This is a genomic window from Streptomyces rimosus (assembly GCF_008704655.1).
Taxonomy (GTDB): Bacteria; Actinomycetota; Actinomycetes; order Streptomycetales; family Streptomycetaceae; genus Streptomyces; species Streptomyces rimosus.
In genome coordinates this window covers 6816804-6829613 of the sequence record NZ_CP023688.1, presented here as the reverse complement: position 1 = coordinate 6829613, position 12810 = coordinate 6816804, and the positions used below count along the sequence as shown (strand labels likewise).

Below are 12810 nucleotides of genomic sequence, written 5' to 3'. Positions count from 1 at the left end.
GCCGCGTTCGCCCCTGAGGCATGTCCGCCCCACGCGCCGGGTCCGGTCGGCGCCCCCCGCTCCCGTGCGGAGACCACTTCAACCGCGCCCGGGGTCTCCGCACGGGATCTTCGTATGCCGATACTTGTCGGCACGCGGGGCGACGCTCAGGATGGCGTTCAGGACGGCTTTCAGGACGGCATGATGCAGGCATGCGTGCTGCCCGGCTGATCAGAATGGTGCTGCTGCTCCAGTCCCGCCCGTCGATGACGGCCGCCGAGCTGGCGCGGGAGCTGGAGGTCTCGGAGCGTACGGTCGCCCGCGACGTGCTCTCCCTCTCCGAGGCCGGGGTGCCCGTCTACGCGGACCGCGGCCGGGCCGGCGGCTACCGGCTCATCGGCGGCTACCGCACCCGGCTGACCGGCCTGGGCCGCAGCGAGGTGGAGGCCCTGTTCCTCTCCGGCGTGCCCGCCGCGCTGCGCGACATGGGGCTCGCGGACGCCGCCTCCGCCGCCCGCCTGAAGGTTTCCGCGGCGCTGCTGCCCGAGCTGCGGGACGCCGCCGACGGCGCCGCCCAGCGCTTCCATCTCGACGCGCCCGCCTGGTACCGCGAACCGGCCACCCCGGAACTGCTGCCCGCCGTCGCGGACGCGGTCTGGGACGACCGGCGTGTGGCCGCCCGCTACCGCCGCAAGGACACCGAGGTGGAACGGGAGTTGGAGCCGTACGGGCTGGTGCTCAAGGCGGGCGTCTGGTACCTGGCGGCACGCGCCGGTGAGGACGTACGGGTGTACCGCATCGACCGTTTCACGTCCGTCACCCTTCTCGACGACCGCTTCACCCGCGACCCCGATTTCGACCTGCCCGCCTTCTGGGCGGAGCGCGCCGCCCAGTTCGCCCGCTCGATCCTGCGGGACGAGGTGACCGTACGGCTGACGCCCGCGGGCGCCCGGCAGCTGCGGCACGTCACCGACCGCGCCGGCGCCGACGAGGCCCTCGCGGCGGCGGGTGAACCCGACGAGCAGGGGCGGATCACCGTCACCCTGCCCGTCGAATCCCTGGACGTCGCCTTCAGCCAGCTGCTCGGCCTCGGCCCCGAAGGGGAGGTGCTGGCTCCGGCCGCACTGCGGGAACGGTTCGCCGAGGCGGCGGCGCGTACTTATGGGCTGTACCGGGAGTCGTGAGGGGGGCGGGGCCGGAGTCGGGGGCTGAGCCGGGGGCCGGGGGCCCGGGGCCGGGGGGCCGGGGCCGCCCGTACCCGCCCGGGGCCTCCCCGCCCGTCCCGCCTACCGGTACCCGGTCGTGTCCGCCGGCTTCCCCGCCTGTTCGACCTCGGTGATGTAGCGCCAGGCGTCCGGCGCGGAGCCGTCCACGTCCGTGAAGCCGTACTCCTTCGCCAGGCCGCCGCTGGAGAGCGCCTGCCCGTTGAAGCGCGCCACCTCCGGATCGGCGGCCAGCGCCGCCACCGCCCGCCCGACGAACACCGGCGTCTCCGAGATCGCGAAGTGCGGGTTCTGCGCGCAGCCCGCCCGCCAGTTCTCCTCGGTGACCTTGAAGTGGGTGTCCAGCATGGCCTCCGAGCGCAGCCAGCCCGGCGTCACGCACACCGCCGTGCAGCCGTACTCGGGCAGCTCCTCGGCGAGCCCCTTCGCCATTCTGATCGGCGCGCTCTTGGCCAGGTCGTAGTAGAACGGCTCCCGGTAGCGCCGGTTGAACTCCTCCGTACCGTCCGTCACCTCCACCACCAGCCCGCCGGGACGGCGGATCAGCAGCGGCAGCGCGCAACTGCTGGTGATGATGTGGCTCTCGACCCCGAGCCGCAGGACGCGCAGCCCCTTCTCCAGGTCGTGCTCCCACATCTTCTTTCCCCACTCGACATGCACATCGCCGCCCCACAGGTCGTTGACGAGGAGGTCCAGCCGCCCCTGCTCGCGGTCGATACGCCCGGTCAGGGCCCGTACCGCCGCCGGGTCGAGGTGGTCCGTCGGTACGGCGACGCCGGTGCCCCCGGCCGGCGCTCCGGCCGCCGTCACCAGCTCGGCGGTCTCCTCGATCGTCTCGCTCGACCGGCCGACCTCGCTGATGTGCCCGCGGGTCGTACGGCCGGTGACGTAGACCGTGGCGCCGCCCCGGCCCAGCTCCACCGCCATCGCCCGGCCCGCGCCCCTGGTGGCCCCGGCGACCAGTGCGACCTTTCCGGTCAGCGGTCCCGGAGTGGTGGTTGTTGCGGCCATGGTGTTCTCTCCTTCACGCATGGCACGACCTTCGCGCCGAAACCCGACACCTTGTGTCCGGTTTTTGTGTCGCTTTCTGTGTCCGCTTTCCTGGCGGAGCGGAGCGGGCTCCTGCCGTTGGGCCGGTGTGGTCGGTGTGGTCGGTGTGGACTTTTCCCGGCGGTTCGGTGTGGATAACGACACCGTCGCATCTGGGGTAGTCCGCGTGCGGCGCCGCGCGGCAGCAACGATGCTGGACCCGTGATGGACGAGACGGAGTTCTGGCAGCTGATCGACAGCTCCCGCGAGGCCGCCGAGGGCGACCCCGAGGAGCAGGCAGACGCGCTCGTCGAACGGCTGGTGGCCCTCGACCCGGACTCCGTGGTCGACTTCGCCCGGCACTTCGAATCGCGCTACAACCGCGCGTACACCTGGGACCTATGGGCCGCCGCCGCACTGCTGCTGGGCGGCGCGGGCGATGACGCCTTCGACTACTTCCGCTGCTGGCTGATCGGCCAGGGCCGGGAGATCTTCGAGGGCGCGCTGCACGATCCGGACAACCTCGCCGACCTGCTGGACATGTTCGACGAGGAGGTGGACGGCGACGCGGAAGAGCTGGGTTACGCGGCGGACGAAGCGTACGAACAGCTCACCGGCGCCGAGATGCCGGACCTCGGCCTCCCGGCCCAGCCGCCCGAACCGCTCGGCACCTATATCGACAACGACGACGACCGCGCCCTGGCGGAACGTCTTCCCCGGCTGTGGGACCGGTTCGGCACCTGAGAGGGCGCGGGGTCACGGGGTTACGAGGCACGGGACGGGTCCGTTCCATGCCCCGTCCTCAGACCAGCATCTTGCCCATCATCACGTCGTCCACGTACTTGCCCTCCAGCAGGAACTCCTCCGGCAGCACGCCCTCCACCGAAAAGCCCGCCGCCTCGTAGAGCCGACGGGCCGGGGCGTTGTGCCCGAGGACGCGCAGGGTGACGCGGCGGGCCCCCTCGTCCAGCGCCCGCGCGCAGGCCGCGTCCAGCAGGGTCCGGGCGACGCCCCGGCCGCGCGCCCAGGTGTCCACGGCCAGGCCCTGGATCTGCCGTACGTGGGCGTTGCAGGGCAGCGGCGTCGGCGGCACCAGCCGGATGTAGCCCGCCAGCCGGCCGGCGATCTCCGCCACGAGCAGGTCCTCGGGGCGGTGCCGGTCGTCGAAGAACCGGTCGTACGGGGGCTGCGGCCGGGGCGTGACCGCGTGCAGCGTGGACCACGTACGGCGGTCCAGCACCGCGAGCGGCTCCTCGTCGGCCAGGACGGCAGTACGTACGAACGATTCGGACATGCGTGCCACTGTGTCATGTGTCCGTCGCCGGGGGCAGTATGGCTGCCATGCGGATCGCGATCACCGGCTCGGCCGGTCTCATCGGTACGGCACTCGTCGGCTCCCTGCGCGCGGGGCGCCCTGACCAGCCGTCGGACGGTGCCGGCACCGGCACCGGCACCGGCGGGCACGAGATCGTCCGGCTCGTACGGCACGCGCCGCGCGCCGCCGACGAGGTGCGCTGGGACCCCAAACGCCAGACCGTGGACGCCGCCGGGCTCGCGGGCTGCGACGCCGTGGTGCACCTCGCGGGCGCGGGCGTCGGCGACCACCGCTGGACCGACGCGTACAAGCGCGAGATCCGGGACAGCCGCGTCCTGGGCACGGCGGCGCTCGCCGAGGCCATCGCCGCCCTGGACACCCCGCCGCGGGTCTTCGTCTGCGGCAGCGCCATCGGCTTCTACGGCGATACCGGCGACCGGCGGACGGACGAGTCCGCGCCGCCCGGCGACGACTTCCTGGCCCGGGTCTGCGTGGACTGGGAGGAGGCCGCCGCACCGGCCGTCGAAGCCGGCATCCGTACGGTCTTCGCGCGCACCGGGCTGGTCGTGGGGCGCCAGGGCGGTGCCTGGGGACGGCTGTTCCCCGTCTTCAAACTGGGCCTGGGCGGCCGGCTGGGCAGCGGTGACCAGTACTGGAGCTTCATCTCCCTGCACGACCACATCGCCGCGCTCCGCCACCTGATCGACACCGACGGACTGAGCGGGCCGGTCAACCTCACCGCACCCGAGCCGGTCACCAACCGCGAGGTCACCGCGGCGATGGGCCGCGTCCTCCACCGCCCCACCCCCTTCCCCGTACCGGCCCCGGCTCTGCGACTCGCCCTGGGCGAATTCGCCGACAACGTCCTCGCCAGCCAACGCATCATCCCCCAACGCCTCCTGGACTCCGGCTACACCTTCACCCACCCGACGGCGGACGAGGCGATCCGGGCGGCGGTTGGGGGGTGATGTGGGTGGGGGTGGGGCGGGGGTGACCCGCGCGCGGAAGAGGTCGGGCCCGGTGGGGGAATGGGCGCGGCCGTGATCGCATGGGGACGGGGCTGTCCGGCGCGCGGTGGGAACGGGACTCTCCAGCGCGCGGTGGGAGCAGGCGCGCCCGGCCACGGGAGGAGGCGTGAGATGCGATCGGAACGGGTCCGGCCCGGCGGGGGGACGGGCGCAGCCGCGAGCGCACCAGACCCGGCCCGCAGTGGGAACGGGCCTGCCCGGCCGGCGATGAGAGCGGACGCGCCCGGCCGCGGGACGAGGCGTGAGCCGCGATCGGAACGGGTCCGGCCCGGTGAGGGGGCGGGTGCAGCCGCGAGCGCAACAGACCCAGCTCGCGGTGGGAACGGGCCTGCCCGACTGGCGATGAGAGCGGGCGCGCCCGGCCACGGAACAGGCGCGGTCCCGCGCACGGAACGGGTGCGGCCCCGCGCACGGAACAGGCACGGCCCGCCGGGAGAACAGGCGCAGCCGCGATCGCAACGGGCCCGGCCCGCGACAGCCCACCACCCGTCCCTCCCCCGCGCCCTCCGGGCGCACCGCACTGCGTGCCGCCTCACGCGACGCCGTGGGCGACCGCGGCTCCGCGCCTCCCACGGACGGCGGTCGGCGGCACTGCGTGCCGCACCGTGCACCCGTGCGCGGTCTACGCGCGATCCCCCCGGCCGCGGGCCCGTTCTTAAGGTTCCAACCTCACGAACTCGGCATCCCGCGCGCCGGTACGGGGCAGGAGCCCCCTAGCGCCGGCACCGGGACCGACCTCGGGAGGGCACGTGCTGCGCACCGCATCGACCGTGGACGTCGTCATCGTCGGGGCCGGCCTCGCCGGTCTCGCCGCCGCCCACCATCTGACCAGCGCGGGAGCCACGGTCACCGTGCTGGAGGCCGCGCCGTACGTCGGCGGCCGGACCAGCACCGATCACCTGGACGGCTTCCGGCTGGACCGCACCGGCCAACTACTCGTCACCTCGTACCCCGAACTCCGCACCACCCCCGGCCTCAGCGGCCTGGTCCTGCGTCACTTCGCCCCCGGGCTGTGTCTCCACAACGGCCGGCGGAACCAGCGCGTCGGTGCCCCCCGGAGCACAAGGGGCGCACTTTCGGCCGCGCGCGCCCTTTCGCGCGCCGAGCGACGCGCCGACCGTTCCGCCGCCCAAGTGCTGGCGGCCCGCCCCGTCTTCCCGCCGTACATCCCCGACGGGTTTCTGCGCCCCCTTCTGTCCGCCCTCCTGTGCGATCCCGGACTCACCGGATCCAGCCGCAACGCCGCCCTGGCCCTGCGGTCCTTCGCCCGCGGACGGCTGTGCCTGCCCGCAGGCGGCGCCTCGACCCTGCCCGAACTCCTCGCCGCCTCCCTTCCCCCCGGCACCGTACGCACCTCCGTACGCGCCGTCTCGGTCTCGACCACCGGCGTCGGCACCGCCGCCCACGGGCAATTCCCCTGCCGTGCCGCGCTCGTGGCCACCGGCGCGCGCGATGCGGCAGGGCTGCTCCCGGGGCTGCGGGTCCCCGATTTCCACCCGGTGACCATCGTGCACCACACCACTGACAGTCCCCCGGCCCCCGAACCGGTGGTCTTCCTGCCCTCCGAAGGCCCGGTCGCGCACACCTTCGTCGCCAGCGAGGCCGACCCGTCCCGCGCCCCGGCGGGCCGCGCCCTGGTCACCACGACCGTGCTGGGCGCCCCGGCGACCCTGCCCGCCCGCGCACTGGACAAGACGGTCCGCCCCCAACTCGACCGGATCTACGGCACGTCCACCGACACCTGGGACCTGCTGGCCGTCCACCACGACCCGGAGGCGGTCCCGGCCATGCCCGTACCGGACGATCCGCACCGCTCCGTACGGCTGCTGGCCGGGCTGTACGTGTGCGGCGACCACCGGGACACCGGCACCGTCCAGGGCGCCCTGCGCTCCGGCCGCCGGGCCGCCCGCGCCGCCCTCGACGACCTGCGCCTGCCCCCGTTCCGCGAACCCTGCGAGCTGTCGGCCGCGGCCTGACCCGCGCCCCAGGGCCGGACACACGGACGGACGGGCAGGGCCTGCTACCGACCCCGCCCGTCCGCCCGGCGCGTTGTCACCCCGTCACGCCTTTATCGCCGCCACCCGATCGCGGTATCCGCGTACCGCCGCCGCGTCCCGGTACGGCTCCAGTCGGCGCTCGAACTCGCGGACGTACTCATGCGCCCGTACGGACCGCATCTCGGACGCCTGGAGCGCCGCCTCCGCGCCCAGCGCGCACGCCTGCTCCAGCTCGCCCAGGCCGAGGCGCGCCGTCGCCAGCACCACCCGGCAGAACAGGCGGCTGCGCGCGAACCCGGCGCCGCGCAGCTGGAGCGAGCGCTCCGCGTGCTGCGCCGCGGCCCGGAACTGCTGGAGGTCGCGGTGGCAGTGCGCCAGTTCGTCGGCGAGCTGCGCCTCGTCGAAGAAGCGCGCCCAGTACGGCGTGTCGTCCCCGGGGCGCGCCGTCTCCAGCGCCCGTTCCGCCCGCGCGAGCGAGGCCGTGCACGCCCGTACCTCGGTCAGTACGCCGTGCCCGCGCGCCTCCGCCGCGTGCAGCAGGGCCTGCACGCCGGGCGGCGCGTTGCTGCCGACCCCCTGCTGGGCCACCCGCGCCAGCTGGACGGCCTCCCGGCCGTGCCCCAGATAGACGGCCTGCCGGCTCATGGTCACCAGGACGTACGCGCCGTACGCGCGGTCCCCGGCAGCCTGCGCCAGCCGCAGCGCCTGGACGAAGTACCGCTGGGCCAGGCCGTGCGCGGCGATGTCGTACGACGTCCAGCCGGCCAGCCGCGTCAGGTCGGCGGCGGCCGCGAACAGCCGCCGCCCGGCCGCCTCGCCGTACGTGCCGCGCAGCATCGGCTCGACCTCGTGCTCCAGGTAGCGCACCAGGGCCTGGCGCGCGTGCCCGCCGCCGTACGCGTGGTCCAGCGCGCGGAACAGCTCGCCGACCGACCGGAGCGCCTTGATGTCCCCGGCGGACACACGGTAGGTGTGCGCCCGGTCCGAGCGCTCCGCGCGCTCGGGACGCTCCGTGCGCCCGGGCCGCTCGGTATGGCCGGGAGGGCGCTCGTGACCGGGCCGCTCGTGGGTCGGGCGCTCGTGGCCCGGACGCTCCATCTGCCGCTGCCGGGGCACCGCCACCTGCATCCGGCCCGGCGCGGGCAGCCGGCCGGCGGGCTCCGCCGCCTCACCGTGCGCGACCCGCTCGTCGGCCCGTCCGATCAGCCAGTCCCGGCTGGGCACCACCAGCCCGGCCGGGGTGAAGGCGATCTTCCGCAGCTCCGCGTGGCTGCCGGAGTCCTTGCGCCACAGCCCGCTGACGATGTCCACCGCCTCGCTCGGCGTGGCCGCGAATTCGAGCCCGGCGTACACCGGCGCGCAGGCGTCCAGGCCCAGATCCTGGGCCGACAGCCGACGCCCCAGTCTGCGCGTGAAGACCTCGGCGATCAGGGCGGGTGTGGTGCCTCTGGGCTGCTGCCCGCGCAGCCAGCGCGTGACCGACGTCTTGTCGTAGCGGAGGTCGAGCCCGTGCTCCAGGCCGAGCTGGTCGACCCGGCGGGCCAGCCCGGCGTTGGAAAATCCCGCCTCCGCGATAAGCGCGGCTAGCTGTCGGTTGGGCGTGCGCTGGGGGGGTCGGTCCGTCATCAGCTTTACCGGTCTCCTGCCTTCCGGGCCGAGCTGCCCGGGTTCGGCGGACCCTGACCGGCGCTGCTCCCTGCCCTCGTGGAACGGCGTGAATGTAACGGCCGCGGGCGGCTTTCTCGCCGCGTTCGCCACGCGTTCATCCGATCGTGTGAGCAGGGCTCGTACTGTCCTCCGCGCTCGCACAAGCGACCTCGGCCGGGCCCCGCACGGGTGGCCCCCCGGAGTGCCCCGGGGGCTCCCGGAACACCTCCGCGCGCCCGCGCGCCGGTCCCCCGCCCCGGGCGCCTGCGGGCACCGTCCGCCCCCGCCGTACAGTTGGCGTGGGCGCGAAGGACTCAACAAAGTTCGAAGAGGAGCTGCCGTGACTGCGATCTCTCGGGGGGACACCCCCGCACCCGAGGGGCTGCGCTTTGTCCATCTGGGCTTCGGCGCCCACGCCGTCGATTACGAGGAGGCGTGGCAGGAGCAGCGCAGGGTCCACGCCGCCCGGTTCGCCGACGAGATCCCGGACACCTGCCTGCTGCTGGAGCATCCTCCCGTCTACACCGCGGGCCGGCGTACGGAGGCCAGCGAGCGCCCCCTGGACGGCACCCCGGTGATCGACGTCGACCGCGGCGGCAAGATCACCTGGCACGGCCCCGGCCAGCTCGTCGGCTACCCGATCCAGAAGCTCCCGCGCCCGGTCGACGTCGTCGCCCACGTACGGCGCCTCGAAGAGGCCCTGATCCGCGCCTGCGCCGAATTCGGCCTGGAGACCACCCGGGTCGAGGGCCGCAGCGGGGTCTGGGTGCTGGGCGACCCGGTCGCCGACCGCCCGTCCCTGGGCGGCCTGTCCCTGGACTTCGACCCGCGTACGGCCGACGAGGAGTTCGACCCGCGGCTGAACGGCCCGGAGTACGCCCCGTCCAACGCCGGCCAGCGCCGCGAGGACCGCAAGCTGGCCGCGATCGGCATCCGCGTCGCCAAGGGCGTCACGATGCACGGCTTCTCGCTCAACGTGAATCCGGACAACACCTCGTTCGACAAGATCGTCCCGTGCGGCATCCGCGACGCCGGGGTCACCTCCCTCGCCAACGAGCTGGGCCGGGAGATCACCATCGCCGACGTGCTGCCGGTCGTCGAGAAGCATCTGCGCGCCGTGCTGGAGAACGCCGTGCTGCTCCCCCGCGCGGTCTGAGCCGGTTCGCCGGCCGACGGGACCCCCGTAAGGCCGCCGGATCCGACCGCGAGGAATGCGCCCCTGCCATACGGGGTTGCCGTGCACGTAAAGACGTGCGAATTGACGGGCGTACCCTGGTGTACGCCGAAGAAACGAAGTCGTAGGGAGCCGGACGTGTCCGCTGTCGCACCCGACGGACGCAAGATGTTGCGCCTGGAGGTCCGGAACAGCCAGACCCCCATCGAGCGCAAGCCCGAGTGGATCAAGACCCGGGCGAAAATGGGCCCCGAGTACAACCACCTGCAGGGCCTGGTCAAGAAGGAGGGCCTGCACACGGTCTGCCAGGAGGCGGGCTGTCCCAACATCTACGAATGCTGGGAGGACCGCGAGGCCACCTTCCTGATCGGCGGCGACCAGTGCACCCGGCGCTGCGACTTCTGCCAGATCGACACCGGCAAGCCGCAGGAGCTGGACCGCGACGAGCCGCGCCGGGTGGCCGAGTCCGTGCAGACCATGGGCCTGAAGTACGCCACGATCACCGGCGTCGCCCGTGACGACCTGGAGGACGGCGGCGCCTGGCTGTACGCGGAAACCGTCCGCCAGATCCACGCCGCGATGCCCGGCACCGGCGTCGAACTGCTCATCCCCGACTTCAACGCGGTCCCCGAGCAGCTCGCCGAGGTCTTCTCCTCGCGCCCCGAGGTGCTCGCGCACAACGTCGAGACGGTGCCGCGCATCTTCAAGCGCATCCGCCCCGGCTTCCGCTACGAGCGGTCCCTCGAGGTCATCACCAAGGCCCGCGAGGCCGGCCTGGTCACCAAGTCCAACCTCATCCTGGGCATGGGCGAGGAGCGCGCGGAGATCAGCCAGGCGCTCCAGGACCTGCACGACGCGGGCTGCGAGCTGATCACCATCACGCAGTACCTGCGTCCCTCGGTGCGCCACCACCCCATCGAGCGCTGGGTCAAGCCCGCCGAGTTCGTGGAGCTCAAGGAGGAGGCCGAGGAGATCGGCTACGCCGGCGTCATGTCCGGCCCGCTGGTCCGCTCCTCCTACCGCGCCGGCCGCCTGTACCAGCAGGCGATCGAGCGCCGCCAGGTCGAGGAGTCGGCCCAGGCCGTCTGAGACGGCCACGCACCTCCCGCATGGGGCACAGCTGACCTCTGGGTCGGAATGTGAGTCCCGGCACACGCTGCGACGACGCGGCCCGCACCATCCCAGGCAGGGGCGGTGCGGGCCGCGTCAATGTTTCATCGGTGTTTGACCGCCGGGTCATCAGTTGGTAACACCGATCTGTAACGATGGTTTCACACAACGCATCCACTATTCCTCCAGAAGGGGAAACCGTCATGCAGGCCGCGCCCGCTCGCGCCACCGCCGCTCTCCCCCTCCCGTCGGTCACCGACGCCCTGCGCGCAGTCGAGTCCGTACTGATGCGCGGCGGTCAGCGCACAGCCCGCCGGAACGCGTGGACATCGGTACTGGAGGACCGCCGTCGCGCCAGGGACCGGCGGGAGGCCGAGCACGTACTGGAGGCCGCGGCGACCGAGGGCCCGAGCGCCACGTAAACTGCGCCCCATGGCGAGGAAGGCAAAAGCAGACAGCGCTGAGGGCGCTGCGAACTCCGGGCGACTGAAGCAGATCGCCCAGACCTACAAGATGACCCGTCGGGTCGACCCCAAGGTCGGTCTTGTCGTCGCCGGCGTGGGCATCGTCGTTTTCGGCGTTCTCCTCGTCCTCGGCTTCGTGATCGGGCACCCGGTCTACCTGGGCATCCTGGGATTCGTCCTGGCCTTCCTCGCGATGGCGATCATCTTCGGCCGGCGTGCCGAGCGGGCCGCCTTCGGACAGATGGAAGGCCAGCCCGGCGCGGCCGCCGCGGTACTGGACAACGTGGGCCGCGGCTGGACCGTCACCCCGGCGGTGGCGATGAACCGCCAGCAGGACGTCGTGCACCGCGCCGTCGGCAAGGCGGGCATCGTCCTCGTCGGCGAGGGCAACCCGAACCGCGTACGCGGCCTGCTGGCCGCCGAGAAGAAGCGGATGGCCCGCATCGTCTCGGACGCCCCGGTCCACGACTACGTGGTCGGCGACGGCGAGGGCGAGATCCCGCTGAAGAAGATCCGCACCACCCTGCTCAAGCTGCCGCGCACCCTGCCCGGCCCCCAGGTGACGGCCGTCAACGACCGCCTGCGCGCCCTCGGGGACCTGATGAGCAACATGCCGGTCCCGAAGGGCCCCATGCCGAAGGGCATGCGGATGCCCAAGGGCGGCGGCGGCAAGATGCGCTGACCATCGCGTCGGCGGACGCGATGGAGCGCGTCACTGGAACGGCCGAAGGGCCTGGGATCTTTGTGGTCCTGGGTCCTTTGGGTTTTTTTGGGGGTGTGGTGGGGCTGGGTGGCGGTGGGGAGGTGGGGGTGTTGCGTGGGTACGGGGGTGTGTCGGCGCATTGGGGGCGGGTCGACGGGCGGGGGCGTAGCGCCGCCGGGACGGGGGCGTTCCGTCGGGACGGGGCCGCATCGTCGTGACGGGCTCGTAGCGTCGGGACGGAGGTGTGTCGCCGAACCGCACTCGTATCGACGAGACGGGGCCGAGTCGTCGAATCACCGTCGTACCGACGTGACGGGGCCGTAGCGCCGAATCGCATCCGTACCGACGAGTTCGGGACCGTAGCGGCGATTCGGCCACGTAAGGACAAGACTGGGCCGTATACCGTGCGCCGCTGCCTCCGCCCCCGCCACCGCCGCCGTCACACCGGCATCGGCTCAGATCCGCACCTGCACCGCGCGGGCCATGCGGTCGTGGAGGCCGCGGCCGTCACGGTCCCAGATCACCGCCGGGATGATCACGACCAGCGCGACCGTACGCAGGACGACGCGCGGCAGCGACAGCCGTCCGCCGTCCTCGGCGACGACCCGCAGGCCCAGGATCCGCTTGCCGGGCGTGAAGCCCACCGTGCCGACCGTGAGCACGCTGAGCACCGCGAAGACGGCCAGCGCCCAGTTGCTCGTCGCGTTCGCGCGGCCGTCGCTGAGCAGCCCGTACGCGACGAGCATGCACAGCGCCCAGTCGATGAAGAGGGCGGCGAAGCGCCGGCCCGGGCGCGCGAGCGAACCCGGCCCTTCCTCGGGCAGCCCGAGCCGCTGCCCGCGGTAGCCGAACTCGACGCCCATGTCCTCGGCTGCCGCGCGGGGCCCGGAGATCCACGATCCGATTGCTTGCCTGTTGTCCACCCGTCCACGGTACTGCGACCGCATACGTTCCCCCCTCCGCGGGGCACCCGCGACGGCCGCCGTAACCCGCCCCACACCGCCCCACGACGACTCCGCCCGCCGGACGCCCCCGGACGGAGCCGGCCCTCACCCCACCCCTCCACCACCGCCCCCGGCCCGTGCCGGGCCACCCACTGATCGCCCGCAGACCAGCCACCGCCCACCCGCCAACCGTCCTC

12 protein-coding genes are annotated in these 12810 nt (G+C 73.3%); 8 read left to right on the top strand and 4 right to left on the bottom strand.

Features of this window, described 5'->3' with window-relative positions; all coding sequences use genetic code 11:
- The first annotated feature begins 191 nt into the window (after nucleotides 1-191).
- Nucleotides 192-1163 (top strand): helix-turn-helix transcriptional regulator, encoded by a 972-nt coding sequence (locus CP984_RS29875; RefSeq protein WP_003983446.1) that lies wholly within the window; start codon nucleotides 192-194, stop codon nucleotides 1161-1163.
- Nucleotides 1164-1265: 102 nt separating this feature from the next.
- Here CP984_RS29875 and CP984_RS29870 read toward each other — a convergent pair whose 3' ends face one another.
- Nucleotides 1266-2213 (bottom strand): SDR family oxidoreductase, encoded by a 948-nt coding sequence (locus CP984_RS29870; protein WP_003983445.1) that lies wholly within the window; start codon nucleotides 2211-2213, stop codon nucleotides 1266-1268.
- 243 nt (nucleotides 2214-2456) lie between these two features.
- Here CP984_RS29870 and CP984_RS29865 point away from each other — a divergent pair, with 243 nt between their 5' ends.
- Nucleotides 2457-2975 (top strand): DUF4240 domain-containing protein, encoded by a 519-nt coding sequence (locus CP984_RS29865; RefSeq protein ID WP_003983444.1) that lies wholly within the window; start codon nucleotides 2457-2459, stop codon nucleotides 2973-2975.
- A gap of 58 nt (nucleotides 2976-3033) precedes the next feature.
- Here the strand turns inward: CP984_RS29865 and CP984_RS29860 are convergent, their stop codons facing one another.
- A complete protein-coding gene (locus tag CP984_RS29860; protein WP_003983443.1) occupies nucleotides 3034-3525 on the bottom strand; it encodes a GNAT family N-acetyltransferase in 492 nt (163 codons plus the stop codon).
- 38 nt (nucleotides 3526-3563) lie between these two features.
- Here CP984_RS29860 and CP984_RS29855 point away from each other — a divergent pair, with 38 nt between their 5' ends.
- Together CP984_RS29855 and CP984_RS29850 are read left to right on the top strand one after the other, a co-directional pair.
- Nucleotides 3564-4514 (top strand): TIGR01777 family oxidoreductase, encoded by a 951-nt coding sequence (locus tag CP984_RS29855; protein WP_030190118.1) that lies wholly within the window; start codon nucleotides 3564-3566, stop codon nucleotides 4512-4514.
- A gap of 809 nt (nucleotides 4515-5323) precedes the next feature.
- A complete protein-coding gene (locus CP984_RS29850) occupies nucleotides 5324-6550 on the top strand; it encodes an FAD-dependent oxidoreductase (RefSeq protein ID WP_003983441.1) in 1227 nt (408 codons plus the stop codon).
- An 84-nt stretch (nucleotides 6551-6634) separates the two neighbouring features.
- Here CP984_RS29850 and CP984_RS29845 read toward each other — a convergent pair whose 3' ends face one another.
- Nucleotides 6635-8197, bottom strand: coding sequence for a hypothetical protein (locus CP984_RS29845; RefSeq protein ID WP_003983440.1), 1563 nt, complete (start codon nucleotides 8195-8197; stop codon nucleotides 6635-6637).
- A 361-nt stretch (nucleotides 8198-8558) separates the two neighbouring features.
- Between CP984_RS29845 and lipB the strand changes: the two genes are divergently transcribed.
- From lipB to CP984_RS29825, 4 genes are all read left to right on the top strand, one after another.
- Nucleotides 8559-9374: a lipoyl(octanoyl) transferase LipB gene (gene lipB / locus CP984_RS29840; protein ID WP_003983439.1), complete on the top strand. Its 816-nt coding sequence runs from the start codon at nucleotides 8559-8561 to the stop codon at nucleotides 9372-9374.
- A 156-nt stretch (nucleotides 9375-9530) separates the two neighbouring features.
- Nucleotides 9531-10481, top strand: a complete 951-nt coding sequence (gene lipA / locus CP984_RS29835; RefSeq protein WP_003983438.1) for a lipoyl synthase — start codon at nucleotides 9531-9533, stop codon at nucleotides 10479-10481.
- A gap of 224 nt (nucleotides 10482-10705) precedes the next feature.
- Nucleotides 10706-10924 carry an SCO2195 family GlnR-regulated protein gene (locus CP984_RS29830; RefSeq protein WP_003983437.1) on the top strand — a complete coding sequence of 73 codons (219 nt, stop codon included), beginning with the start codon at nucleotides 10706-10708 and terminating at the stop codon, nucleotides 10922-10924.
- Nucleotides 10925-10934: 10 nt separating this feature from the next.
- On the top strand, nucleotides 10935-11648 hold the full coding sequence (locus CP984_RS29825; RefSeq protein ID WP_030181163.1) for a DUF4191 domain-containing protein: 714 nt from the start codon (nucleotides 10935-10937) through the stop codon (nucleotides 11646-11648).
- A gap of 476 nt (nucleotides 11649-12124) precedes the next feature.
- Here the strand turns inward: CP984_RS29825 and CP984_RS29820 are convergent, their stop codons facing one another.
- Nucleotides 12125-12592: an RDD family protein gene (locus CP984_RS29820; protein ID WP_078575478.1), complete on the bottom strand. Its 468-nt coding sequence runs from the start codon at nucleotides 12590-12592 to the stop codon at nucleotides 12125-12127.
- Between the last annotated feature and the right edge of the window lie 218 nt (nucleotides 12593-12810).